The following is a 25820-nucleotide window of genomic DNA, read 5'->3' as shown; positions in this document are numbered from 1 at the left end:
GAATCTAATCGGATGGTTTTTCTAACTTTTATTTAGCTTTTATTTAGCTTCTATTTCTTCTGTGAGTTCGACGAGTTGGTCAATTAAATCACCAATATAAGCGATTGTATCAAGTAAAGGTTGTTCTGTTGTAATGTCAACACCCGCCATTTTTGCAAGTTCAGCAGGGGATTTTGTTCCTCCAGCTTTTAGAACTTCTAACCATTCCTCAACTGCGGGTTGACCCTCTTCTAATATACGCTTAGATACTTGTGTGGAAATCGTTAGTCCAGCACTATACGTGTATGGATATAATCCCATATAATAATGCGGTTGACGCATCCATGTTAATTCCGCACCTTCATTGATTTCGACATCGTCGCCCCAAAATTCCTCTAAGACACCGCGTTTTAAATCGTTCAAAATGTTTGCTGTAACACTTCCACCTGAATCGATTCGTTCGTATACTTTACGTTGGTAAGCGGCCTCCAACAAGTGTGTTACGAAGTTATGATAGTACGTACGAGCTACAATCGATGAAATGACCCAACGTTTGAATTTCGGATCATTGGAGTTCGAAAGCATTTGATTCGCTACAAACATTTCATTCATTGTTGAAGGAGCCTCGATGAAATAAAGAGACGGTCGTGCATTAAAGATATTTTGTGCGCGATTCGCATTATAGAAATGTCCCGCATGACCAAGTTCATGTGCTAGAACGAAGACATCTTCCATACTGCCCGTCCATGAAATGAGAATATACGGATGATTACCGTAAGGACTTGAACAAAATGCGCCGGTAGATTTTCCTTTATTTTGAGCGAAGTCAATCCAACGTTCATCGTATGCACGGTTAATCATATTTAAGTAATCCTCACCCATAATTGAAAGTGCGTCATCAATGTGTTTTTTTGATTCTTCAATAGTTATTACGGGTTCGTATGTCGGATCTAATGGGATTTTCAAGTCTGCAAACGTCATTTTATCAAGACCGTGAACTTTTTGGAGAAGTTTTGCATACTTACGCATATGTGGTGCAAGTTCTTTCGTAATTAAATCAATTTGACGGTCATACATTGTACGGTCTACTTCTTGGTTGAATAATAGGTAATCGAAAATCGTTTCATATCCACGTATATCAGATGTAGTTTTTTCTGCTTGAAGATGTATATCGTATGTTTTTGCAGTTGTATGTTGATAATCTCTTAGTTTATTTGAAAAGGTATTAAAAGCTGCATGGCGCTTATCTGTATTGACTTCTGATTCCCAGCCACCTTCAAAGGATACATAACTGAGTGGATATTTTTTTCCGTCTACTTCAAAATCTTCAAATGTCATATCAACCATTTTTGTCGTGTTGTATAAACCATATGCACTATTAAAAGTAGAAGAAAATGCAGCTAAAGTTTTTTCAACTTCTGGATGTAATTGAAATTCTTTTTTTCGAATTACTTTGTCCAAGTAAACTTTAAAGTCTGCAGATTGATTTTGTGCATCTTCTAATACTTCAGCTGGCAATTCGGATAGTTCGCTGTTAACAAATGATAATTTACTACCGATTTTAGCAGAAATGGAACCGAATTTACTTGAGCGCATTTGTGCCACATCATCTGTTTGATCTACACTAGCCGCCAAGCTCGTATATGTACCAACTGGAACAATCTTTTCGTAAATAGCCGTATATCCTATTAGCGCTAGATTTACTGAAGCCGCGTCTTTGATTTGACCATTAAATCGCTCTACAAAAGCATCTACATCCTTTTCTAGGACAGTTATAGCTGAATTGTATTCCTCTTCTGTTTTGAATAGATCATTAAGATTCCATGTTTCTTCTAATTTTACCTCTGAACGTAGTGGTAACGTTTTCGCCATTCTTATCTCTCCCTGTTGGAAATGTTTTTATTTTACGAAAGTCGAACTAATGAATAGTATATCTTAGGAGTCGGGGAATGTAAAAACGAATCTCCTAATTTCAAACTATCTGATAGTTATTGTAGTCTTTTTAAGATTTGTTCCATTTCATCGGATACTACAAAAGCAAGCTCGTCATTGCCGAACATTTGTAAAATATCCATTAACGTTTCATTTCCAATTTCTAATGGATCTACGTCATCCATCTCATTAATCGTTTTTTGTAAAGATTCGTTGACCACTTGTTCTGGATATGCTTTTGAATATAAGATTTGTGGATCAAGATTATGATTCAAACACCACGCTACAAAGAGCTGAATCATTATTTGTTCATCTTCTTGATATTTCTTTATGATGAATTCGTCCCTATTGTTATTCTCCACTTTTGTTGCACTCCCTTTTCTAAACTACTACTTATAGTGTATATGAAAAAGGACATTTAAGTCTTCTCACTTAAACGTCCAATGAAATAATATTTAGGATGATTTGTTGTTTACAAAGAATTTGATGATCCAATCCGACTCAAGTGGCCCATTAACAATTTCATAATAAGAGGTAGAATTTAAAATGATATAGTTACTGTTTACATCTATTGTGAATTCATTTCCATATTCAGTTTCAAGAACTAAACTTAATCCGTCTGTTTTTGGTGAACTGGGAATTTCATCTGGTTTTAATTTACGAACATGATAGGGTTCTAAAAAAAACACAAGGCTCTCAAGTGCAACTTCATCGTCGATTACCCACTCATCAGGTGGAGTACCAAAATTAGAAGGTTTGTTTAAGGTTAATGAAATAAAAGGATCATTCATATAATTGGTCAGCTCTGTAAATAATCGTTCATCATACTCATTTTGGGATTGAATAACCGCATAAGTGCCTCCGAGTAGAATTGCAATTAATAGGATAGCTCTAAACTTCATGTTAATATCCTCCTATAAATCGTTTCTATAGTATACGCTTTGACTTCTTTTAGGTGTTGTACTTTTGACTAATAAGATATGTTGAAGAAAGAGGTAAAATGCTTAGAATGAATGTTATGATAATAGATAACTATAGATGAAAGGTTGATGAATATGAAAACTGAAATAATTAATGCTATTCAAGATGAATATCCGGATGATTTCGCTTGGTGTTATGGTTGTGGGAGATTGAATGCAAATGGGAATCATTTTAGGACAGGTTGGCATGGTGATGAAACGGTAACATTCAATCAACCATCAGAGGAGTATACAGCAATTCCCGGTTTTGTTTATGGCGGGGCAATTGCTTCACTAATTGATTGTCACGGGACGGGTTCTTGTTCACTTGCACTTCATCGGAAAAATGGTTTTGAGCCTGGTAGTGGGGAAGTTCCACCACGCTTTGTTACAGCATCTTTAAACGTGAATTACTTAAAACCAACACCTCAAGGAACACTTCTGAAGGCAGTTGGAAGAGTAGAAGAAATTCATCCGAAGAAATGGAAAGTATTTGTAGAGCTTTTTGCGGATGATACACTCTGTGCGACGGGTGAAGTGGTTGGTGTAGTAATGCCGGCTTCATTTATGAAATAAAGTTTTAGATTAAGCGATAATAGTACATTTCTTATTGAACGGAGGCGTCCATATGTGGTTTATTGTGGGGATTGTGGGAATAAGTATGAGTGTTCCAATTACAAGACTTATTACGCTACATTTGCAAACAATGGCAAAAATAAAAGGTGATTTAATTCAGAATGAAATTGAACTAGAAAAACTGAAGCAACAAAATTATATTATTGAAACGGAAAAAATGAAATTAGAATTAAAGAAAATGCAATTAGACTATCAGCCTGAGAAAATCGAGCTTTCAAAAGTATAATTTGAAAGGAGTTTTTTAAAATGGAAAATAGTAACCCACCTTATAATGATCTAATGGGTGACATTCTAAAGAAACATACAAAAGATGGTGGAATGGACAACCTAAAAGGACATGGCAAACCAATACCAAAAGAATATTTTTCTGGGGACACATTTCAGCACTTTCAAAAGATTGCTAAGGATGCGGGATATAAACCGCATTGGTTAAAACTCCAACATGAAATTCGTGATGAAGTGATTGCTCTTTCAGAAATTCAGGACCTGAACTCAGTTGCGGTTTTGGAAGGTCGAATTGCACTATTGAATAATAAAATATCAGAGTACAATCAATCTTGTCCACCTCCTTTACAAAAAGGAACGGTAACTATAGAAAACATTGAAAATGCCATATCATATTGGAAGTAGTTTTTTTGAAACTTCCTTATACTTTCATACGTATAGTAAGTGCTTAGATAAATAAAAAAGGGGGTAGTATACTTTGGAAAACAAGGGATTAAAGATTTTAATTCATGCAAGCGCTTTTTTTGCCCCATATCTCGTTCCAATCGTAGTTTATCTTTTATGTCATTTCTTTCTAGATGATTTAGAAGCGAAAAAGTTGTCGATTCAAGCAGTACTTTTCCAATTAGTTATGGGAGTCTTAGTATTTGTGTCGTTCCTACTGATATTTGTTATTATAGGAATTCCATTACTGATTGCTCTTGGATTAGTATGGTTTATCGTTCCAATCATTGGTGTTGTTAAAGCATTAAGTGATAAACCGTTTGATTATCCAATTGTTGGTTCTTGGGTTAAATAAGCATATAATGACACTTTCCGTAGTAATTCATGTGGAAAGTGTTTTTATATTGATTTTTGATTACAGCTAATGAAATGTACTATGCTAACCAAGTTTCTTGGGAAATAATAATGAGATATTGGTTATACAAAATTAACTGATTTTCAATGAGGGGCAACAGCCTTAAAGTAAGGAGTATAAAAATGAAGAAAATAACATTTGAAGATATTTATACGCTTGGGAATATAGCAGCTGAAAATACTCATTATAGACATTTTCACTATCCTGATATGTTAACTAGGTATGATAGTAATTTTATTGAATTTAAAAATTTACCATCTGTAAAGGAATTTAAAGAGGCGGAAAATTACTTAAGCGATTATCATCTGAGCAGAGGACAAAAGCATGTGAAATTCTATTTTCCTGCAAATATCAAGCCAACGGGAGACCTAAGTAAATACTTAACTGATATGGATTATGAAATAGGTTATCTGGAACTATATGCTATTCAGCCGGAACACTTTCCCCCGATTAAAAACAACTCGGATATAGATATTCAAGTAGTAACAGAAAAGAATTTAGAAATTCTTATTTATCTACGATATAAGAATGATTTAGAGTTTGGAGCTGAATTTGCGGAGCAAAAGGTTGACCTTATAAAACGTCAATTTGAAGATCAGGATATTCAGCAAGTTTTAGCATTTTATAGGGGTTCCCCGGCAGGCTGTGTCGATGTCATTATCTCCGATGAAACAGTCGAAATCGATGATCTAACAGTAGACGATTCTTTTCGTAATAAGGGGATTGGAAGTCGGTTACAAAAATTTGTAATGGAGTCATTTCCGAAGAAAGTTGTAATATTAGTGGCCGACGGAGAAGATACCGCAAGGAAAATGTACAAGAAACAAAATTATCAATATCATGGTTATAAATACGAAATACAAAAAGTATATCAAGATTAGTTCCCAATTGCTTGTTCAATCATCAATCGCGATTCTGGGGAAGGATTAGTGTGTTTAGTTATTTCAAAGGGAAGTTTTTGATTTTAACATATTAAATTCAATTTTTATGATAACATCATTTATTGTATTTTTTATTGTTGATGGATATTTGAGGGAAATTGAACACCATTATTAATTAATCGGGCGCAGTTTTGAATTCGGGCTGCACTTCAATCGGGCCATTTTGCTTAAGAAGGACTTAAACCTTTATTACCGAATTAGAGTAATAGACCGTGGAATATAGGAGTGAAACTATGAGTGAGATAATTAAATACTATAATCAATTTGATGAGTGGGGAAGACTGGATCGAGAACCGATCGAATTCCAAGTGAACTGGCATTATATAAAGAAGTATATGCCTAAAATGGGAAATGTGCTGGATAACGGTGCTGGACCAGGAAAATACTCAATGGAGCTAGCTAAAGAAGGTTATCAGGTAACACTAACCGATTTAACGCCAAGGTTAGTTGAAGTTGCAGAACATAAGGCAAAAGAACTCAATTTAGATAGACAATTTAATGGTTTTTTTGCAGCAGATGCAAGAGAACTAAATATGATTAAAGATGAACAGTATGATGCGGCATTAATGCTTGGTCCTATGTATCATTTACAGGAAGAAATGGATCGTATTAAAGCAGTTAAAGAATTAATAAGGGTTACAAAAAAGAACGGACTTGTTTTTGTAGCCTTTATGCCGAGAGTTCGCCACATACTTACATCACTGTTATCTCCTGGCAATTGGAAACCAAATGATAATATGGATAGCATTATTCAGTTTTCTCAATCAGGTTGCTTTAATCACGCAGATGAAGGACGTTTTACAGGTGCATACTATTTTAATATAGAAGAAATTAACCCTTTTATGGAGGAACAAGGATTCGAAACATTGGAATTAATAGGATCAAATGTAGGAGCTATATTAAATAATGATAGTTGGAATTACTGGAGAGATAAGGGTGAACAAGAGGTGGAAAAAATAATTACTTTAATTAAAGAAAGAGCAGCAGATCCGTATATTCTTGGTATATCTTCTCACTTGCTGTATATAGGTAGAAAAAAATAAAAGGGTAGTAATATTAGGAATGATTTGAGTTATTGAAGCTGTTCTAATTGAATTCTAACGTAGCAGGTTTCATATAGATTCAGAAAATAAAGTGTTCCGCTAACGGGTGCGATTGTTATATAAGCAATTGCGTCTACATTGCAAACGGGCCAAAATAGTTAAGGGGGAAAAGAAATGTCACAGTCTATAATTTTTGATATGGATGGAACACTTTTTCAAACAGATACAATATTAGAAATATCACTTGATGATACTTTTGAACATTTACGCTCAATGGATAAATGGAATGAAGCGACGCCAATTCAGCAATATCGTGAAATTATGGGAGTTCCTTTACCACAAGTTTGGGAAACTCTGTTGCCTGATCACTCTACTCAAGAAAGGGAATATACAGATGCGTATTTCCTTGAAAAACTACTTGGAAATATAAGAAATGGGAATGGTTCTTTGTATCCTAATACGAAGCTAGTTTTAAGTTATTTACATGAGAATAATTTTTCAATATACATAGCAAGTAATGGTTTAACCGTATACCTAGAAGCAATAGTGAGTCATTATAACTTGGACAATTGGATTACAGAGACATTCAGTATCCAACAAATTGATTCATTAAATAAATCGGACCTGGTTAAGAGTATTGTAAAAAAGTATGGTATTACTAATGCCGCAGTAGTAGGTGATCGCCTGTCAGACATAAATGCAGCTAAGGATAATGGTTTAATTTCAATAGGATGTAATTTTGATTTTGCGAAGGAAGATGAACTTTCTCAGGCTAATATGGTAATAGATGATTTAATTGAGTTAAAAACAATTTTTCCTAAATTAAGTATCTAGTCATTCTGTTCTTCAATGAACGGGTGCGATTCTGGTATAAAGGATCTTCACCTAGTATCTCTTTTTTGTATCAGTAAGAGATCTATTCATTAAAAGGTTTGCAAAATCTAAATAGTTTTGGTGATTCTTAGAAAATTAATGCAATATAATACTTCAAATGGGTGCAAATACAGAATAAGGGTTGTGCATTATTCTATTGAAAGAAAAGGGGGATAGTGATGCGAGGAGTTTCCTTTGAAATTCTAAATAAATACGGTAAACAGTTATTCGATATCCTAATAGAAGTTGAAGTATCATGCTGGGATTGGCAGATTGGCGGTGGTGAAGCATATGTCATTGAAAATGGCACGCTTGGTAAAGACCTATTTGGCACAATAACTAGTTTAACTGGCAGGGAGCTTATCAAACTAATTTCTGAAAACGAATATTACTTAATCTTTGCTGATTTAAAAGCATATAAAAATTTTGAATCTGAATTAAAAATTGAGACTTATGAAGACTTTTTAGAAAGTGATTGTCAGTTTGTTCTACTTCTTGTGGATTCATCGTTTGTAACAATTTACTCGAAAAGCAAATCCACTATCCAAAGCCTATACAATCAAGCAGTAGCTACCAAGTACAAGAAAGTTGAATATATTACAGATGATAATGACGAACGTACAACATTAATAGCTTTTTAATTACAAGATTAGATTTAGTGTGAATTTAAATTCAAATTAGGTTAATGGGCGCGATTTCTTAATAAGCGATTGCCGAGATATCACTCAATAGGGCCACATTGTTGACATGTAAAGTTAATAAAACATAAGGGGGGATGTAAATGATTCTTGGATTGCATCACGCGCAGATCACTATTCCGAAAGGTGCAGAAGTGGAAGGTAAGGATTTTTATTGTAATATATTGGGGTTGGAAGAAGTAGAAAAGCCAGATGCACTTAAAGCCCGTGGGGGATTTTGGTTGAAAGTCGGAGAGAAAGACGTTCACGTAGGTACAGAAGACGGTTTTAACCGATTAACAACAAAAGCACATTTAGCTTATTTGGTAAAGGATATCTCATATTGGAAAAGCGTATTAGAGCAAAAGGGTATTCAAATCATTGAAGGAGTTCCAATTCCAGGTTTTGACCGATTTGAATTTAGAGACCCCTTTGGGAACAGAGTGGAAATGATTCAAGAGTTATAAGACCAAGGTTCATAAAATGGAGAAAGTAAATGTGGTTTCTTAAAGGAATACGGCCAATTAATTTAATAAGGGGAGTACGAATATTGGGTAAAAAAGTTATTTTTAAATTTTCAATTGGATTCAACGTACTACTTTTATGTTTAAGCCAATTCATCCCGTGACTTCAGTCGCGGGATGAATTGGTCGAAATTGAATAAATCTAAAAACTTCATTCTTGCATACAGAACATACATTCTGTATAATTAAGAGTAAGAATCGAGGTGAAAACGATGTCGAAATCAGAAAAAAAGAAGTTCGGTGTTCAAAAAGGAATCCTGAAATTAGGTTCCAAACAAGAGTACCTTGCGCTCAGAGAATTAAGTCATTTAAGTAAAAACATGTACAACGTCGGACTTTACAGCGTACGTCAACACTTTTTTGAAACGAAAAAGTATTTAAATTACAATAAGAATTATCACCTTTGTAAGACAAATGAAAACTACGCATTCATGGGCACGGCCGCTGCTCAACAAACATTGATGAAGGTAGAGGAAAACTTTAAAAGTTTTTTTGGCTCACTTAAAATTAAAGACCGAAAAGCTCGAATCCCAAATTACCTTAAGAAAGATTCTTTTTTTGAGTTGAGTTATCCTCAGTTTAAATTACAAGAAGATGGGACATTTAATATCCCAACTTCCTCAGCGTTTAAAAAAGAATACGGGGCGATTACCATCCAATTCCCAACAAATTTACAGGCAGAAGACATAGTGGAAATACGCATCATCCCGAAGTACAACGCACATTATTTCGAAATCGAATTTGTGTATGAAGTGCAAGTTGAAGAGACTAACTTGGATGATAATGAAGCTCTTTCCATTGATTTGGGTATTGACAACTTGGCCGCATGTTTAGACACCCTGGGCAACTCTTTTATCATCGATGGCAAACGTATAAAATCGGTGAATCAATGGTACAACAAAGAAAATGCACGGCTCCAATCCATAAAAGACAAACAACAAATTATCCATCTAACAAACGGTCAAATCCGTTTGTTGCGAAAGCGCAACCATATTTTACGCGATTTTTTAAACAAAACCACACACTACATGATCCAGCATTGCTTGGAACATGGAATCGGTAAAATTGTTGTCGGTCACAATCTGGGCTGGAAAAATAAAAGCAAGATGGGCAAACAAGCAAATCAACGTTTCGTGCAAATTCCACATAGTGTACTAATAGAAAAAATCGAAAGCATGTGTGAACGCTACGGGATTCAATTCACAAGACAGGAAGAATCCTATACTTCAAAAGCTAGTTTTCTCGATAATGACCCAATTCCAAATTACGGAGAAATAACAGAAAGCAAACCTGTTTTCAGTGGGAAACGTGTTTCCCGCGGGCTCTATCAAACGAGGCGTTCGGTTTGGATCAATGCAGATATGAACGGCGCAGCAAATATCTTACGTAAATGTACCCATACATCCGCGTTGGCGGGCAAGGTGGTTAGGGGGCTTTTGGCAGTCCCAGTGAGAGTTAAATTGGCTTAGTATCTTGTCAATTGAAACTTGCAGAATCTCGTTACTTTAGCAACGAGTAGTTCAATAGTTGTTATTTGGGGATTTTTCAAAATTAACTATGTTACAGAACGTACTCTATTTAATGAAGTGGAGATAAACCTATTAATTTTAGAAGATGCAATTTCTTATCAAAAAGAAAATAATTGGTCACAACCTAGCTTTGTTACATTGAGATTAGAAGAAGTAATGGATGGACTTGCTAAAAGTAGAAATATTGGGGCAGTTTCTAGAACGCTTTCAAAAAGGGATATTGAATTATTATATTACTTGAGTCACGGATTACTGAAATATCAACGACACCCTTTGGATACACTTGATAGTTTTAGTGAGATATCCGATTCAGAAAAAAAGAATTACGAAGAATTAGGAGTTAAACTTCTGGAAGTGGGATTTAGAGAACAAATGCAAGAAGATGTAAATTCAAATAGAAATATAGGCACGTTTAATCATATTGATTCTATTTTGAGTCAGGTAGAGAAGTTAGTAGAATATATATAGGTGCTACTAACTAGATAATCTTTTTCTTTACAAGAAGGCATTTAAACGGAGCATTTTGTAAAATATGCAAAGGGGGAACTGAAATGGAAATTAACTTGATAGAAATACTGTTTTTAATTGTTGTTCTTTGTATACTCTCTGCTGTTTTGAAAATTAATCGTCGTGTTAAAGGTATAAAATATATTCTAGACCAGTTGTCTAAACAGAATAATGTTCCGGAAAATCCGATAAATGATGAATTACGGGAATTAATTAGCAAAGGTGAAGATATTAAAGCAGAGAAAATAGCACGAAAAACATTGGGGCTTTCATTGCTGGAAGGTAAGCAATATGTTGATGATTTAAAGTTAGAAAAGAATAAAATCATTTGATGTAACGGACACAATTGTTGTATATGGTTTGTGCCTGAAACAGGCCATTTTGTTAACTGTGGAAGAATAAGAATTAATTTACTTACTGGCAGTGGAGCTTCACAATCAGTAGTTTGTACTGAAACTTTCTAATACATTAACCGTCTAAGCAATTAGGAGGGATTAAGTCAATTACCCGCGATTCAAATCGTAGGCTTGTAAGAGCCCTAATTGACTAGCCTAAGTCTTTAGTGACTACGTTGTTTGTGTCATGACACCATAGAATGCCTACTCTAGTTCTATGCCCTGTCGCATGTGATTAAAAGCTCTGAGGGAAAGGAGCGGTGTTGCATGCCGAACAAGCATTTACAACATTGGCGAAGAGTACCCAACTCGGGAGGAGGGAAACGACATGCTCGTTTACGTACTGAATAAACATGGCCAACCGCTTATGCCTTGTAAGCCGCAAAAAGCGCGAAAGTTGCTGGAACAAGGGAAAGCGAAGGTCATTCAACGAACACCGTTTACGATTCAATTGAAATACGGATCCAGCGGGTATACTCAGACTATTTCACTCGGTGTGGATGCTGGAACGAAACATATTGGCCTTTCCGCAACAACAGAAAAACGGGTGTTATTCGAAGGTGAAGTCAGGCTACGTACTGATATTCAAGAGTTGTTGGCTGCCCGCAGAGCTTTGCGTAGGGCCAGACGAAGTCGAAAAACACGCTACAGAGAACTCCGATTTCTAAATCGGAAGAAAGATAAAGGATGGCTCGCTCCATCCGTTCAAAATAAAGTGGATATGCACGCAAAGATGATTACAAAAGTGCATAAAATACTTCCAATTGTAAACGTAACCATTGAAGTTGCACAGTTTGACATACAAAAAATCAAGAATCCTGAAATTTCAGGAGACTTATATCAAAAAGGCGACCAGTTGGGCTTCTGGAACGTCCGGGAATATGTCTTCTTCCGCGACAAGCATCACTGTCAAAACTGTAAAGGCAAAACGAAAGACAAGATTCTGAATGTCCACCACATCGAAAGCCGTAAAACAGGCGGTGACGGCCCAGATAATCTACTTACACTCTGTGAAACCTGTCACAACCTCGTTCATAAAGAGGGAAAAGAGCATCTATTTACTCGTAAAAGTGCTTCTTTTCGTGATGCCACCCAAATGACCGTGATGCGATGGTTTATTCACCGCAAGGTAAAAGAGCTATATCCACACGCCCGGTTAACTTATGGATTCCAAACAAAAGATACGCGCATCCCTCACGGCTTGGAAAAAAGTCATGCGATCGATGCCCGGTGCATCAGTGGGAATCCCATTGCGACCCCATCTGAAAATACGTATTCGTTTAGGCAAGTCCGAAAAAACAATCGGCAATTACACAAGATGACGATTGCGAAAGGTGGCTATCGAAAGGCCAACAAAGCAGAGCGTTTCGTCAAAGGTTTCCAGTTGTTCGACAAGGTGATTTTTGAAGGAATTGAATGCATCGTATTTGGTCGACGGAAAACAGGCTATTTTGATCTGCGTAAAATAAATGACACGAGGATACACAAAAGTGCAAGTTTTAAAAAGTTAAAGATAGTAGAGAAAGCGAGTACATTGCTTGTTCAAATAAGCTAAAGAAAGGAAGTGCAGGCTAGCTCCTCTCACGACTGAAGTCACGAGTTTCCGCCAGCCTAGATCTTTATGAAAATCAAATATTCATTTGTCACTTTAACTTTTATATTAATTTTATCAATGATGGGTTGTTCCGGAATAAACGCTTCGTATGAAAAGCCTGCTAATCATGGTGAATTTGTGGAAGGTGTTAGTGGAGAGAGTTTGGATGATTATTCAAAAGAAATCATCCTCGAACCGCCGAATCTAATCGTTTATGTCGAGAAAGAGACTGTTAGTCCAACACTTGGCACTTATAGTTGGAGTATTGAAAACGAAGACGGGACAGGAACTGCGATAGAGTCAGATTCGTTAGCACCACCAGAATTGGTGAATAAAGATAATCCGTTGCACGTGACGATAGATACGAAAGTTGAACTGAATTTCGAAATAAAACCAGATAGTTATACTATAAGGATATGGAATGACGAAAACAATGTTATTAGCACCTCTGATAAAGTTGTTCTTTCTGGAAAAGGGAAAGTTATTTACGAAGTATTAGCACACTGGAAACAAGGTACTGCGAGTTATGCTTTTTCTTTGTATATTGAATAGATTTCTCATTCCGCTAATGGGCTAGTAAATGTAAATCATAAATAGTGTTGGGGGAAAGCTTTTCCTGAAAAGACTTATTATTTCGGTTATTGCAATTGGACTAGTTTTCAGTTGATAATTGTAAGATTTTAGTTTGAGTTAGGAGTTATTATATGAATCCAGGTGAACTGATATCTTTTTTTAATATTGGATTTGCAGGAGTAATTGCGATTATTATTCTTTGGTTTATTTTCAGAAAAAGAAGAAAGCTGGTCATTGCGTTAACGAGCATGCTTGTCCTAGGGTATATAGGCTACTTTCTATACTATCCAACTTTAAAAATCAATACGCATACAAAGGGGTATGGGATTGTTATTGAATATCTAGATATGAACTATCCAGACAAGGAGTTCACTATATCACCGCAACATTATGAGGCAGGGTATACGGTTGGAGATTTTCAAGTAAATGATATAGAAACACCAACAATCGGCGTGACATTACGTGTCGATAAAGAGAAAAAGGTGATGCAAATCGGCACATGGTCAAACCTTGAATATCCAACACAACAAGAGCTTTGGCGAGAAATCGAATCAATTTATGGAGAAGCGAATACCTTAGATAAAGACATCGCGGAGATATCTAAAAAAGATGAATGGTTTGATGGTGAGCTAACAGCCTTTGCATTAACTATTGATGACTTGCCCGCAATTGCTTTATTTAATTATTCAAAAGCAGGTTATAGCTTATTGGAATTACGCGAAGAAGATTTTGAAGATTACGTTATTATTGAAAAAGAGGGATATGTATTTATTTAGATGAACGCTATCAATGAGAAACAATCACGGCTCATTTGGAAAAAGGTAAGGAATATACATTTAATGTAGCTCAGAAAAAGGGCAAATTGATTGTTGAAAAACAGCGGTAACACTATTTTGGCACTCCTCAATCGGGTTATATTTCGGAATAAGAATTTAGTAAGCTGATGGGCAATGATTTCAAGGGGGATTACTATTGAATCTTAAAGAAAGAGCGAATGAATTTTTTATTAATTTCAAAGAGTGGTCTAATAACCAAAACCATATACGAGGTGTTGGTATACTGGGTTCGTTTGCACGAGGTGATTTTCATTCAAAATCGGACGTTGATTTAACTATTATTTCAACAAATAAAGACCTTACAGTAATTAAAATCCAAAATGATTTTGATAACGATACCATTAAGAGCATTGTACAAGAAGAGTGGGGTATTGTTACATTCTTAAGAATTACTTATGATAATGAATTAGAGGTAGAATACGGTGTTGTGACAGACAAGTGGGTAATAGAACCACTAGACGAAAGAACAAAAAATGTTGTCTCAAAAGGCTTTAAAGTCTTAGTTGAAAAGGAAGATACATTTTCCACTGTAGTTAAGTTTTTAAATCATAATAACTGTTGAGTAATGGATTCATTCTTAAAGCAGCTTTTGTTAATCCAACGTGGACACTATTGGCATAACTATTCTCCCATTTTGAGTCTGGCAAATGAGAGGCATCTACTACTTGTGAATTAATGTCTAATTTCAAAGGTTGATATTAATGAAAAAGTATTTGTTTTAATTATCACATGTGTAATTACACTATCTGCTTGCTCTTAAGAATGGGGCATAATTATTGTTTCAATTCACCCAACACTATTTGTAAATAATTTTCTGCAGTAACTGCAAGTCCATTTGAACCCAGTTCGGTAAAAATAAAGATTGCTTTTTTGACCATTTCAATACCTATTTCACGATTCCCGATTTTTATTTCATGAATACCTTTTATTTGCAACAATGCGTTTCTACTATAAAGGTCCTCTTCCGGGATATCTAGACCTTCCAAATAACCAAGAAAGATCTTGTATTGTTCCACATAAAGTGTAGATCCTGCCATCAGGTAAGTCAGTGTATTGATGAGAATTGGGATGATAACTTTGTCGATTTTTTTCATTTTCCCGAAACGCGAGCTTTTTTCAAAAGCAGTTTTAGAAAGCGTCATAACCATTTCAGGTGGCATTAGAAACATCGTGGAATTATACAATTTCAGTTCATAATATCCCCAAATCTCCACGTCAAAAAGATATGCAGATAAAAAATCAAGGGCATCATCGCTGGAAGTAGTCATTTCACCGCTTATAATACTTTCGTAAACGTCCAGCATTAAAGCGTTGCAGTGAAATGTTTCCAGACCATGTGTTTCCCATTTATCTAGTGCTATATCCCTTAACTTTTTCAATTGCTTCAAGTCGCGATTGATATATGCCTCGTTCGCCTTGTCAAAGAAATATTCAAGCTGTCCTGGGCCTACATCGTCATGCAGATAAAAAAACTCTTCGAAAGTGAGGGAGAGCTTCTCCAAAAGATGGGTGATGTAGCCGAGAGAAATGTCCGATTCGCCCCGTTCAAATTTCGATAAAAATGATACAGATAAAGTGCCAGCAGCTAACTGCTGCATCGTATATCCTTTTTGCTCCCTGATTTTTCTTATTGTTTCCCCGTATTTTTTCATGTCAGTCTACCCCCAATATATCTAGCTCGATTATACCTGTTTACGAACATTCTGCGACTGAATTCCACTATATGAGAAAATTATCTGCTATGTCAATTTATCCATTAAACTATGGTTAGATTCAAAAAAGGAGTAGACGACTATGGACTTATCAAAAAGGTTTATATTGAAAGATGCAACAATTATTGACGTTGAGCGTGGGACCTCTTTTATGGGCGCTATTGAGGTTGATAATGGATACATTAAAAACATCTTTTTTGCAGACGGTAACTTACCATCGGAAATAGAAATCATTGATGTGGAAGGGAAATTTATCATTCCTGGTTTAATTGACATGCACTGTCATATTCAAGAAGGTTTTGCACCGCAATTTGTAGCTTCAGGTGTGACGACCATTCGTAATACGGCGGGAAATGTATTTCAACTAAAAAAACTGATTGAATCGCCTATTGATGCACCAACACCCAGGGTCTATGCTTCGGATCGAATGATTGATGGACCGCCTGGATTATGGGGTCCAACGAGCTTCGGTAATTTTGTCACAGATGATCCCATGGAGGGGCGAAAGGAAGTAAAAAGGCAAAAAGATGCAGGCGCCAGGTTCATCAAAGTGTATGGATGGATTTCCAAAGAAGTAATGGAAGCCGTTGTGTCAGAAGCAGACAAATACGGTCTCGATGTTAGCTGTGATTTAATTCATGCGTCTCAAGTAAACGCACTGGATGCGGCCAAAATAGGTGTAAAATGGTTTGAGCATGCATCGGGTTTCATTCAGGCTATTTACCCGGATTGGTATCCGTCGGCGGAACAGGAGGAATTTGATAAAATTGACTGGAAACGTCCGGACAAGGATAAAATTAAAGAATTATGCATGCAGATGCTTCAATATAATGTGAACCTGTGCCCAACTTTACTTATATTCGACCAAATAGATAAAATGCCTGAATATTGGCATCCGGCAAATGCTGTAACTGAAACAATCGAAAGGGAAGGTGGGCTCAAAGATTATTGGTTGGCACAGTCCGGGGAAAACGGGGATGCATTAAAAAAACAGTTGGGTACCCAAAATCAATTTATCAAAGATATAGCAAAAACATATGCTGATTTGGGAGGTACTGTTGTGACGGGAACGGACACACCGGGTGGCGTTTGGACATTGCCCGGGATGGGCCTCCACCGTGAGCTAGAGCTGTTCGTTGAAATTGGATTTACCGAAATGGAAGCAATTCAGGCAGCAACAATCAAAGCAGCGAACTCCATCAAATTGAAGGATATTGGCGCGATTAAAGAAGGTAACATTGCCGACATGGTCATTTTGAATAAAAACCCTTTGGAGGATATTCAACATACAAAGGATATTGATAGAGTCATTAAAGGAGGACGCATTTACACCCAGGAAGAAATTTTAGAGAAAATTCCGAGTGAAGAATATTTGGACATGGAACGGAAGAAATTTATGGTGGAGTATGAAAAAATGACAGAGGTAAATTCCTGAATATGTTTCGGGGGGGCGTCTCCTCTAGCTAAAGTGATTTACCTAAACCGTTTTATACTTTTTCCAAGTAAAAATAGAAGGGTAATTGTGTGTTAATTAGTTTGATGCAAAATATAGGGATTTTTTATTATTGGACTTGGTTTATCTGGCCATTTGTGTTTGTTATTTCATTGATTTATGCGATTTCTTCTTTAGTAAAAGATGATTAAACATCAATGAAACCTGCCATAGTTGCCTCTATATCACTTTTAATAATTCTGTCTGGGGTGACTGCCCCCACATTTACTTAACCAGTAACACGCGTATTCTTGAGGATTGGTAATGAAAAAGACTAACAATTCGTTAGTCTTTTAGTTTATATATAAATACTCATCTAAATTAACGTCATGAGTGAACCGCCTATAGCCCCAGAAACCACAATAACCCAAGGTGGAAGTTTCCAATAGGCAAGCATACTAAACAAAATTGCAGCTAAAGCAAAATCAACAGGTGCCAAAATCGAGCTTGTCCAAATTGGAAAATAAAAAGCAGAGATTAAAATTCCGATAACTGCTGCATTTACGCCCATTATTGCACCTTTAATTTTAGGGTTTTTACGTAAACTATCCCAAAATGGTAACGCCCCAAGAATAAGAAGGAAAGCAGGTAAGAAAACTGCGAACGTTGCGACTAAACCACCTTGCCAACCTTTCATAACAGTTCCTAAATAGGCTGCAAACGTGAATAACGGTCCAGGTACTGCTTGTGTCGCACCATAACCTGCTAAGAAAGCCTCTTCGCTTATCCAACCCATTGGTACAAGTTCCTGTTCTAATAATGGCAAAACGACATGACCTCCACCGAAGACTAAAGAACCCGAACGATAAAAACTATCGAACATTGCTACCCAATAAGAACCAGTTACTTCTCTGAGAACCGGTAAAAGAAATAACAAAGCGAAAAATAACGTTAGACAGATCACTGAAGCCCTTTTGGTGATAGGGAAACTCGATTTAGCTTCTTCAACTTCATCGTGCTGTTTAAACAAAAGGAACCCAAAGAATGCTGCAATTAAAATGACACCTACTTGAGTAAAAGCGGATTGCCAAAGAAGTGTACCTATAAGTGCAAACAGCGCGAAAACTTTTCTTTTTAAATCAGGCGTCAAGTTTTTGGCCATTCCGATAATGGCATGTGCAACTACGGCTACTGCCACAATCTTTAATCCGTGTATCCATCCAGCATTTCCGATATCGGTTCCAGTGAGCAGTAATGCAAATAGGATAAGTGCAATAACTGAAGGGAGTGTAAACCCAATAAAAGATGTAATTCCACCTAATACACCTGCCCGCATAACGCCTATACCGATACCCACTTGGCTACTAGCCGGACCAGGTAAGAACTGTGATAAAGCAACTAAATCCGCATAGCTTTTTTCATCCATCCATTTTCTTCTTCGAACATATTCTTCATGAAAATACCCTAAATGAGCTGTTGGTCCACCAAAAGATGTAAGTCCAAGTCGTGTTGAAATTACAAATATCTCCAAAAGTGATTTAATTCTACTAGTAGTTTTAGAATGATTCATTGTATGCTCCTTTTTGTTAATCTTTGATTTCTTTGAAGAGTTCATATGCATTTTTGCCTAGCTTCAATAAGGACTAGATCTCCTTACCATTTCCCCACAATACTGATATGGGAAGCATAGTATACGGGCTTAGTATTTGCAATGCCAAAACGAACATTTACAAAATCTTTACATGATATTGGAATACTTACTTCCGTAAATGTGTGCTTATTGGTAATTAAGATCAACGCTGCTGAATTTGTGTTTACTCCGAATGGAAAAAGCAATTAACTAACACATAACCGAAACAATCTAAATTAAAGTAAAGATAAGGCCTTAAAGAGCTATAAAATAAAAGAAGTACCTTTAGTAGCAAGAGAGTATACCAAATAGTCAAGCAAGGGTTCACGTATACCCTGAAAAAAGTGGCGCCTAGGAAATTCGTAGGTGAAGAAGGCATTGAATATTCAACGGGAACTTATTTGGAATAAGATAGAAAAGGGGGGTGGTGATAACGACCAACCCATGTTATCTTAATCAAATATGCATTATACGAGTTGGAGAGTGAATTATGGTAGATTTCGATGCGCAGTGGGATTACAATCACCCCGAAGAAACCGAGCGGAAATTTATGAGTTTGTTAACGCAATCCGAGGACTCTGGAAATGTTGGATATTTAGCTGAACTCTTGACCCAAGTTGCACGTTCACAGGGATTGCAGGCAAAATACGAAACAGCACATAAGACACTAGATCGTGCGGAAAAGTTATTGACCAAGGACCTAGTTGTGGCACGAATTAGATACTTTTTAGAACGAGGCAGAGTTTTTAATTCCTCATCCCGACAATTGGATGCTATACCACTATTCCTAAATGCATGGGAATTAGGAATCCAGTCCAATGAGCAGCATTATGCCGTTGATGCAGCGCATATGTTGGGTATTGCCGAATCGACTCAGGAGAAACGTATGGAATGGAACTTGAAGGCGTTAGACTATGCTGAAAAATGCCCTAAAGGCAGTCGTTGGTTAGGTTCATTATATAATAACATCGGTTGGGCACATGTTGAGAGTGGAAAACTTGAGGAAGCACTTGAACTATTCATGCGAGCGTTGGAGTTCCGCAAGGTGCAGGGTAATCCAAATACGGTGTTTATTGCAAAATGGAGCGTGGCAAAGGTACTGCGTTTAACGGGACGGGTTGACGAGTCTTTTGCGATTCAGAAGGAATTGCTTGCTGAAACAGAACAAACCACTGAACCCAGTGGATATGTATATGAAGAGATTGCGGAGTGTCTGCTTTTGCTTAACAGAAAGGAAGAAGCGCGACCATACTTTTCTTTTTGCTATGACCGCTTTGTACTCGATCACTGGCTTGTAACAAACGAGCCAGAACGCATCGCACGCATTAAGGAATCAGCTGGACAATCCTTCTAGAGGCGGCATGTAAAAGTTTTGACGGCTATTCTATAAACAAAAAAAGGAGCAGAAATTCGGCTCTTTTTTTGTTTAATAAGATTATATATGAGAATACCAGTATTGTTTACAGTTCTACTTTTTTATGGCCGGAATCAATTTTAAGTGAAGACTTGTGAGGTTCACGCATATACATCTATTATGTCTGAAAAATGGGTGGGGTACTATTTGTTTATGCAAAAGGCGGTAATAATTGTAGTTGGAAGCATTCTGATCGCGATTGGTATAAATCTATTTCTAGTGCCACATAAATTATTAGAAGGCGGTGCACTTGGCATAAGTTTGATTTTTCATTACTTAATGGATGCAAAAGTAGGTTTAACATTTCTACTTATTAGCATTCCGATTTTTATTATCGCATGGAATTTTTATCGCACCTTTTTTTATAATGGAATCCATGGGATGTTAATATCTTCTGTTATTATTGATTTACTATATCCATTGTCGGAGATTGGAAAATACTTAATGTTAAATCCTCTAATTAGCGCAGCGCTTGGTGGTATATTTATTGGATCAGGAGTCGGGATCATGTTCAGGTTAGACATTAGTATGGGGGGAGTAGATTTACTTGCACAAATGTTTGCTAGAAAACTAGACCTAAATCCAGGAATTGTGATTTTATGTTTTGATGTTTTGATTGTTTCAATAGGATGCATGCTCATCACCTCATCACATTTACTATTATCGTATACAACGGTTCTATTAGTTGGCATCTCCACCAGCTCTATTATTTCAATACCAAATAAGAAAAGAAAGATTCAGGATGATAAGATTAATTAGAGTAATTAGTCTTGTTGTGTTGACAATTTGTATCACCTGTAATATATTTATTACAGGTGATACAAAAAAATTAATGATAAATATTAATAAAGGAGCAGTCGGATGGATTTGCAAAAGAACTTTTCCAGAGTAGGTCTTGAAAATGGAAAATAAATGCCCGCAAAAAGGAGATGATTTGTTAGCGCTTTTTGAAGCGTTGTCTAATGCCCATCGATTAAATATTATTTCGATATTAAGTAGGGGAAGGCAATACGTAAGTCAACTTGCGAGAGATGCAGAGATGAGTCGACCGTTATTGTATATGCATTTAAAAAAGTTGGAGCAAGCAAAGATAGTGAAAAGTGATATGGAAATTTCGGACGATGGTAAGGCGATGAAATATTATGAGCTCGCTCCATTTGAATTTACTATTAATTCAGAAGTAATTCATGAGGCTGTAAAGACATTAACTATGAAAAAGAAAGAGGGGAAATAATAGTGGGAGATTCCGTATTAATAGTAATTGCTATCATACCATTTATCTTTATGTTTACAATTTTAACCTTATTCATTGTATTGATTGTAAAATTGTTGAAATGGTTACCGCAAAGGGGAAACGGGGCAGTTTTGCAAAAAGTAGTCACTGATTCAGTGCACTATCAAAAAGAGGCTTTGCAACAACAATCACTAGTACTCGAAGAGATGACAGATGTGAATTTTAGACTTGTGAACATTGAGAAGATTTTACAAGAAGTTGAGTAAGCGAGTGAAAATACAATCGAAAGATGTGATTTAATAATGACTGGGACTGCTATAATAACTTTTATTCCTTTACTTATCTTTTTAGCAATTTATATATTAATAATCTTTGTTTTGATAAAGTTAGTTAAGTGGAATCCGAAACAAACCGACACTTCTGAAGTCGAAAAGATAACAATTGAGTTGGAACAATTGCGAATGGAATCTGCGGAGAAATTACAAGTTATGACTGGACAATTAAAAGAAGCTAAGAACCGGTTGGCGTCGATTGAAAAGATTTTACAAGAAGTTGAATGATTTTAAATAAAGGTCGTAAACTTAGGAGGATAGCTCCAGTTTACGACCTTTTTGGTAGATAATTCATTTAATAATAATGAGCTTTTCAGTTAGAAAATCGTCATTTTCTTCCTTAGGTGTCGATAAATCAATGAAACTCGTTGTTTCATCATTATTAATGCTGCAAATGCCCGTTTCTAAATCACACTTCACGTTAGTTTTATCATCCATACAAGAACCTCCTTTTTGTTATTCAAACATCATTAAAAAATTAAATTAATCAATCCACGTAGTCAGTTCTTTATAATTCGTTTTCTTCATATCTTTTGGTTCCATATTCGGATAGCCGATGTAAATAAATGCAATCATTTCTCCTTGTTCGGATAAACCAAAGAAGTCTCTAACTTTATCTTCATAACAGACAGAGCCTGTTCTCCAAATTGCCCCGAGACCTAGTGCATGTGCAGTTAAAAGCATATTTTGTACAGCAGAGTTTACCGCCGCGTACTCTTCTTTAATAAGTACATTCTTAGCATTACTAGGCTCAACGCCAACAGCAATAATTAAAGGTGCACGTAATGGATTCTTTATACTTCTTGAAATTCTTATTTCATTATCAGCTTCGGTGACACCCTTCTTTGAACGTGCGACGTCTGCGAAGACTTCTCCTAATTTTACTCTACCTGCTCCTCTTAAAACGAAAAAACGCCACGGTTCTGTTCGGTAATGATTTGGAGCATGAGTTCCTGATTCTAGTATTTTTTCAATCAAATCTGTTGGTACGGAATCTTCTGTAACGAGTGGTATACTTCTTCTCGTTTGTATTGCCTCGTGTATATTCATCAAAAATAACCTCTTTTCATGAAATATCTTTAATACTACTTATTTAAGTATAACATGCCAATACACAAAGGATTCGAGTTATACTAATAGTATTAAGTAATTTTGAAATTAGAAAGTGTGTGTGATTGTTAAATGACAAAGAATAAACAAACACTCGGCAACCCAGTATATCCGATAATGTTTGCAATCGGAGGAGTTCATCTACTGAATGACTCACTTCAATCGGTCATTCCTGCAATGTTTCCAATTCTTGAAAGGGATTTGGGCTTAACTTTCACGCAATTGGGGTTAATTGCCTTTTCTTTGAACATGGTTGCATCGGTGTTACAGCCGGTTGTAGGTTATTTAAGTGATAAAAAGCCTAGACCTTATACACTTCCTATAGGTATGAGCTTTTCGTTAGTTGGTATAGCAGGGCTCGCATTTGCTCCGGCTTATTGGCTGATCATACTTTCAGTTATGTTACTTGGATTAGGTTCAGCAATTTTCCACCCAGAAGGTTCACGAGTTTCTTATATGGCTGCTGGAACTAAAAGAGGATTATCTCAATCGATTTACCAAGTAGGGGGGAATACGGGGCAAGCACTCGCACCACTAATCAGTGCGTACATATTATGGCCACTTGGACAAAAGGGAGCAGCTATATTTATATTGGTAGCAGCTTTAGCAATATTTATGTTACTTAGAATATCAGCTTGGTATAAAGAAGAGTTAGTCCAGGAGAAACTGAATAAAAGAAAACGAGTCATTTTATCTACAATGGAAAACTTAACGAAGAAGCAGGTTGGTATAGCACTTACCCTTCTGTTAACAGTCATCTTTGCACGATCGTTTTATGTTGCAAATATAACCGGTTTCTATATTTTCTATATTATTGAAAAATATACTGTTGAGATAACAACGGGACAATTATTTATATTTCTATTTTTAGTTCTGGGGGCTGCAGGAACATTTTTTGGAGGACCCATTGCTGATAAAATAGGAAGGAAAAATGTTATTGTCATTTCGCAAGTAGTTCCTATTCCACTTTGTGTTCTATTACCGCATGTACCTCTTGGCATCGCAATCGTATTGTTAGGGCTTATTGGTTTCTTCATCATGTTGAGCTTTTCAGTAACAGTTGTATATGCACAGGAACTTGTTCCGAGTAAAATAGGAACCATGGCGGGACTGACAGTGGGCCTTGCATTCGGAATGGGTGCAATCGGAGCAGTTGTTATTGGGATGCTAATGGATATTGTCGGAGTGTATCAAACAATGTTAATTGTTTCTTTTATCCCACTTATAGGTCTAACATGTTTGGGTTTACCTCGTGATCAGAAAATTGTAGCTGTACAGTAAGCAGCCGTTGCTTTTTGAAGTTAAATGTAGAATATGGGTATATTTTGTACAATAATAAAAACGCCAATACCTTTAAGTGAAAGGGGATTGGCGTTTCTTTTATTTGGTCTAATTTTCATAAATCCGTATAAGTGCTTCTTTAAATTGTAGTTTTATATTGATTTGTGGTTGTATTTCCAAAGCTTTTTGTTCAGCATCGTTAACGGTATTTGCAAGACCTAATTCCAATAGTGTCGCAGCTGCGATGGTTCCAGCACGGCCACGACCGGTATTACAGTGGAAGTAAATATTTTTGCCAGAGTTATACGCTTCAACAATTGTATTAACGGTTGAGATAATAGAATTATCTTGCTGTTCACCAACGTCTAAAATGGGCTGGTGCACACTTATTTCAGTTGAAAGTGGATGTTTTACTTCAGCGCGTAGATCATAAATGACGTCTATTTTCTCATTAGATAGTAGGCCGTCGATAGCGTCAATGCCTCCTATAAATATACGTCCTGGAATAAGTTCTTGATAAAGGTTTTCTTTCAATGTCTTCACTGTCCTTTGTAAGTTTATTAGAGTATACCATTTATGTGTGATTCCAGGGGAGTGGTGGGGTTGGGGTTTGGATTTGGATTTCTACTGGTAAGTGTGGGTTTCCGAATCAATTATGGGGTTACACACTAATTGGATTACGTTGCACAACTCGTTGAATTGGTTGCACACCTAGCGATTTTCGTTGTACACCCATTAAATTTTAGTCCAAGCCCTAAAATTATCATGTTCATGTCACAACATTTTAAAGGTCTACGGTTTTCAATTGCGCTAAGCCTGTTCATTTAAACAATGCTCAATTTGGTGTCTGCTTTAAAGACTGATAACAAAAATAATGGTAAGGTGTTGTTAAAGCACTTATAAAGTGAGGGGGGGATTCTAATGTGTGGTCGGTTTACTTTGTTTGCCCCATATTTTGATATTATTGAGCGTTTTGATATTGAAACGGCTTTTAAGGAACAAGATTATATTCCAAGTTACAATATTGCACCTTCACAACAAGTCGTTGCGCTCATAAATGATGGAACGAAGAATAGGCTCGGCTATTTGCGTTGGGGTTTAATACCACCTTGGGCAAAGGACGTTAAGATTGGTTATAAAATGATTAATGCTCGCTCAGAGACTTTAGATGAAAAACCTAGTTTCCGAAATGCCTTTAAAAAGAAGCGATGCATTATACCCGCCGATTCATTTTACGAATGGCAAAAGGTTGGCCCGGAGAAAGTAGCAATGCGTTTTAAGTTAAAATCGAATGAACTCTTTGGAATAGCAAGTTTGTGGGAGTCGTGGACATCTCCGGATGGAAACGTACTAAATACATGTACGGTTATTACGACGGAGCCCAATCCCTTAGTGGGAAAAATTCATAATCGTATGCCGGTTATGCTTCGTCCTGAGGATGAAGCGGATTGGTTAAATCCTTCAAATCAGGATATCGATTTCCTGGGCAATATACTTAGGCCGTTTGATGAGAATCTAATGGAGGTTTATGCGGTTTCTAGCGAAGTAAATTCACCAAAAAATAATGAGGAATCACTTATTATTCCTATATAA

General features: G+C 36.4%; 32 protein-coding genes. 24 read left to right on the top strand and 8 right to left on the bottom strand.

What is annotated here, in order from left to right; all coding sequences use genetic code 11:
* Nucleotides 1-39: 39 nt before the first annotated feature.
* The 3 genes from pepF to ACP8HH_RS12400 all read right to left on the bottom strand — a co-directional run bounded on the left by pepF (nucleotide 40) and on the right by ACP8HH_RS12400 (nucleotide 2813).
* The gene (gene pepF, locus ACP8HH_RS12410; protein ID WP_438311741.1) at nucleotides 40-1851 is read right to left on the bottom strand and encodes an oligoendopeptidase F; all 1812 of its coding nucleotides are present in this window, start codon (nucleotides 1849-1851) and stop codon (nucleotides 40-42) included.
* Nucleotides 1852-1967: 116 nt separating this feature from the next.
* Nucleotides 1968-2273: a hypothetical protein gene (locus ACP8HH_RS12405; protein WP_438311738.1), complete on the bottom strand. Its 306-nt coding sequence runs from the start codon at nucleotides 2271-2273 to the stop codon at nucleotides 1968-1970.
* Nucleotides 2274-2366: 93 nt separating this feature from the next.
* Complete coding sequence (locus tag ACP8HH_RS12400; RefSeq protein WP_438311736.1) at nucleotides 2367-2813, bottom strand: hypothetical protein; 447 nt, start codon at nucleotides 2811-2813, stop codon at nucleotides 2367-2369.
* Nucleotides 2814-2966: 153 nt separating this feature from the next.
* Between ACP8HH_RS12400 and ACP8HH_RS12395 the strand changes: the two genes are divergently transcribed.
* The 16 genes from ACP8HH_RS12395 to ACP8HH_RS12320 all read left to right on the top strand — a co-directional run bounded on the left by ACP8HH_RS12395 (nucleotide 2967) and on the right by ACP8HH_RS12320 (nucleotide 14644).
* On the top strand, nucleotides 2967-3446 hold the full coding sequence (locus ACP8HH_RS12395) for a PaaI family thioesterase (RefSeq protein ID WP_438311735.1): 480 nt from the start codon (nucleotides 2967-2969) through the stop codon (nucleotides 3444-3446).
* Nucleotides 3447-3498: 52 nt separating this feature from the next.
* A complete protein-coding gene (locus ACP8HH_RS12390) occupies nucleotides 3499-3732 on the top strand; it encodes a hypothetical protein (RefSeq protein WP_438311734.1) in 234 nt (77 codons plus the stop codon).
* A gap of 20 nt (nucleotides 3733-3752) precedes the next feature.
* Nucleotides 3753-4136, top strand: coding sequence for a DnaJ family domain-containing protein (locus tag ACP8HH_RS12385; RefSeq protein WP_438311731.1), 384 nt, complete (start codon nucleotides 3753-3755; stop codon nucleotides 4134-4136).
* A 73-nt stretch (nucleotides 4137-4209) separates the two neighbouring features.
* Entirely contained in the window at nucleotides 4210-4530 is a 321-nt protein-coding gene (locus ACP8HH_RS12380; protein WP_438311729.1) for a DUF4870 domain-containing protein, read from the top strand.
* Between the two features lie 182 nt (nucleotides 4531-4712).
* Nucleotides 4713-5471, top strand: coding sequence for a GNAT family N-acetyltransferase (locus ACP8HH_RS12375; protein WP_438311727.1), 759 nt, complete (start codon nucleotides 4713-4715; stop codon nucleotides 5469-5471).
* A gap of 293 nt (nucleotides 5472-5764) precedes the next feature.
* On the top strand, nucleotides 5765-6574 hold the full coding sequence (locus ACP8HH_RS12370; RefSeq protein ID WP_438311726.1) for a class I SAM-dependent methyltransferase: 810 nt from the start codon (nucleotides 5765-5767) through the stop codon (nucleotides 6572-6574).
* Nucleotides 6575-6748: 174 nt separating this feature from the next.
* The gene (locus ACP8HH_RS12365) at nucleotides 6749-7408 is read left to right on the top strand and encodes an HAD hydrolase-like protein (RefSeq protein WP_438311724.1); all 660 of its coding nucleotides are present in this window, start codon (nucleotides 6749-6751) and stop codon (nucleotides 7406-7408) included.
* 218 nt (nucleotides 7409-7626) lie between these two features.
* The gene (locus ACP8HH_RS12360; protein ID WP_438311722.1) at nucleotides 7627-8088 is read left to right on the top strand and encodes a DUF2691 family protein; all 462 of its coding nucleotides are present in this window, start codon (nucleotides 7627-7629) and stop codon (nucleotides 8086-8088) included.
* A 140-nt stretch (nucleotides 8089-8228) separates the two neighbouring features.
* Nucleotides 8229-8591 carry a VOC family protein gene (locus ACP8HH_RS12355; protein ID WP_438311719.1) on the top strand — a complete coding sequence of 121 codons (363 nt, stop codon included), beginning with the start codon at nucleotides 8229-8231 and terminating at the stop codon, nucleotides 8589-8591.
* 269 nt (nucleotides 8592-8860) lie between these two features.
* The gene (locus tag ACP8HH_RS12350) at nucleotides 8861-10117 is read left to right on the top strand and encodes an RNA-guided endonuclease InsQ/TnpB family protein (protein WP_438311717.1); all 1257 of its coding nucleotides are present in this window, start codon (nucleotides 8861-8863) and stop codon (nucleotides 10115-10117) included.
* A gap of 18 nt (nucleotides 10118-10135) precedes the next feature.
* Nucleotides 10136-10645: a hypothetical protein gene (locus ACP8HH_RS12345; RefSeq protein WP_438311715.1), complete on the top strand. Its 510-nt coding sequence runs from the start codon at nucleotides 10136-10138 to the stop codon at nucleotides 10643-10645.
* A gap of 83 nt (nucleotides 10646-10728) precedes the next feature.
* Nucleotides 10729-11016 carry a hypothetical protein gene (locus tag ACP8HH_RS12340; protein WP_438311714.1) on the top strand — a complete coding sequence of 96 codons (288 nt, stop codon included), beginning with the start codon at nucleotides 10729-10731 and terminating at the stop codon, nucleotides 11014-11016.
* A gap of 391 nt (nucleotides 11017-11407) precedes the next feature.
* Nucleotides 11408-12634, top strand: a complete 1227-nt coding sequence (iscB, locus tag ACP8HH_RS12335) for an RNA-guided endonuclease IscB (protein WP_438311712.1) — start codon at nucleotides 11408-11410, stop codon at nucleotides 12632-12634.
* 66 nt (nucleotides 12635-12700) lie between these two features.
* Complete coding sequence (locus ACP8HH_RS12330) at nucleotides 12701-13225, top strand: hypothetical protein (protein WP_438311709.1); 525 nt, start codon at nucleotides 12701-12703, stop codon at nucleotides 13223-13225.
* 152 nt (nucleotides 13226-13377) lie between these two features.
* Nucleotides 13378-14022, top strand: coding sequence for a hypothetical protein (locus ACP8HH_RS12325; protein ID WP_438311708.1), 645 nt, complete (start codon nucleotides 13378-13380; stop codon nucleotides 14020-14022).
* Nucleotides 14023-14218: 196 nt separating this feature from the next.
* Nucleotides 14219-14644, top strand: a complete 426-nt coding sequence (locus tag ACP8HH_RS12320) for a nucleotidyltransferase domain-containing protein (protein WP_438311707.1) — start codon at nucleotides 14219-14221, stop codon at nucleotides 14642-14644.
* A gap of 211 nt (nucleotides 14645-14855) precedes the next feature.
* Here ACP8HH_RS12320 and ACP8HH_RS12315 read toward each other — a convergent pair whose 3' ends face one another.
* Complete coding sequence (locus ACP8HH_RS12315; RefSeq protein WP_438311705.1) at nucleotides 14856-15734, bottom strand: helix-turn-helix domain-containing protein; 879 nt, start codon at nucleotides 15732-15734, stop codon at nucleotides 14856-14858.
* Between the two features lie 142 nt (nucleotides 15735-15876).
* On the opposite strand from ACP8HH_RS12315, the gene ACP8HH_RS12310 reads away from it, so the two are divergent.
* Nucleotides 15877-17229, top strand: a complete 1353-nt coding sequence (locus ACP8HH_RS12310) for an amidohydrolase family protein (protein ID WP_438311702.1) — start codon at nucleotides 15877-15879, stop codon at nucleotides 17227-17229.
* 373 nt (nucleotides 17230-17602) lie between these two features.
* On the opposite strand, the gene chrA is transcribed toward ACP8HH_RS12310, so the two are convergent.
* Nucleotides 17603-18796 (bottom strand): chromate efflux transporter, encoded by a 1194-nt coding sequence (chrA, locus tag ACP8HH_RS12305; RefSeq protein WP_438311700.1) that lies wholly within the window; start codon nucleotides 18794-18796, stop codon nucleotides 17603-17605.
* A gap of 550 nt (nucleotides 18797-19346) precedes the next feature.
* On the opposite strand from chrA, the gene ACP8HH_RS12300 reads away from it, so the two are divergent.
* The 5 genes from ACP8HH_RS12300 (at nucleotide 19347) to ACP8HH_RS12280 (ending at nucleotide 22064) form a co-directional block, all read left to right on the top strand.
* Nucleotides 19347-20210 (top strand): tetratricopeptide repeat protein, encoded by an 864-nt coding sequence (locus tag ACP8HH_RS12300; protein WP_438311698.1) that lies wholly within the window; start codon nucleotides 19347-19349, stop codon nucleotides 20208-20210.
* A 180-nt stretch (nucleotides 20211-20390) separates the two neighbouring features.
* Nucleotides 20391-21029 (top strand): YitT family protein, encoded by a 639-nt coding sequence (locus ACP8HH_RS12295; RefSeq protein WP_438311696.1) that lies wholly within the window; start codon nucleotides 20391-20393, stop codon nucleotides 21027-21029.
* A 142-nt stretch (nucleotides 21030-21171) separates the two neighbouring features.
* Entirely contained in the window at nucleotides 21172-21504 is a 333-nt protein-coding gene (locus tag ACP8HH_RS12290; protein WP_438311694.1) for an ArsR/SmtB family transcription factor, read from the top strand.
* Nucleotides 21505-21506: 2 nt separating this feature from the next.
* Nucleotides 21507-21770, top strand: a complete 264-nt coding sequence (locus tag ACP8HH_RS12285; protein ID WP_438311692.1) for a hypothetical protein — start codon at nucleotides 21507-21509, stop codon at nucleotides 21768-21770.
* Nucleotides 21771-21881: 111 nt separating this feature from the next.
* Nucleotides 21882-22064: a hypothetical protein gene (locus ACP8HH_RS12280; protein ID WP_438311690.1), complete on the top strand. Its 183-nt coding sequence runs from the start codon at nucleotides 21882-21884 to the stop codon at nucleotides 22062-22064.
* Between the two features lie 63 nt (nucleotides 22065-22127).
* Here ACP8HH_RS12280 and ACP8HH_RS12275 read toward each other — a convergent pair whose 3' ends face one another.
* Entirely contained in the window at nucleotides 22128-22274 is a 147-nt protein-coding gene (locus tag ACP8HH_RS12275) for a hypothetical protein (RefSeq protein WP_438311688.1), read from the bottom strand.
* A 45-nt stretch (nucleotides 22275-22319) separates the two neighbouring features.
* A complete protein-coding gene (locus tag ACP8HH_RS12270) occupies nucleotides 22320-22886 on the bottom strand; it encodes a nitroreductase family protein (protein WP_438311686.1) in 567 nt (188 codons plus the stop codon).
* Nucleotides 22887-23018: 132 nt separating this feature from the next.
* Here ACP8HH_RS12270 and ACP8HH_RS12265 point away from each other — a divergent pair, with 132 nt between their 5' ends.
* Nucleotides 23019-24227, top strand: coding sequence for an MFS transporter (locus tag ACP8HH_RS12265; RefSeq protein WP_438311684.1), 1209 nt, complete (start codon nucleotides 23019-23021; stop codon nucleotides 24225-24227).
* A gap of 108 nt (nucleotides 24228-24335) precedes the next feature.
* Here ACP8HH_RS12265 and ACP8HH_RS12260 read toward each other — a convergent pair whose 3' ends face one another.
* The gene (locus ACP8HH_RS12260; protein ID WP_438311682.1) at nucleotides 24336-24770 is read right to left on the bottom strand and encodes a protein-tyrosine phosphatase family protein; all 435 of its coding nucleotides are present in this window, start codon (nucleotides 24768-24770) and stop codon (nucleotides 24336-24338) included.
* A gap of 378 nt (nucleotides 24771-25148) precedes the next feature.
* Here ACP8HH_RS12260 and ACP8HH_RS12255 point away from each other — a divergent pair, with 378 nt between their 5' ends.
* Nucleotides 25149-25820 carry an SOS response-associated peptidase gene (locus tag ACP8HH_RS12255; protein ID WP_438311681.1) on the top strand — a complete coding sequence of 224 codons (672 nt, stop codon included), beginning with the start codon at nucleotides 25149-25151 and terminating at the stop codon, nucleotides 25818-25820.

Source organism: Sporosarcina sp. FA9, assembly GCF_051550205.1.
In the GTDB taxonomy this organism is placed as follows: domain Bacteria; phylum Bacillota; class Bacilli; order Bacillales_A; family Planococcaceae; genus Sporosarcina.
This window is presented reverse-complemented; position numbering and strand designations above follow the sequence as displayed.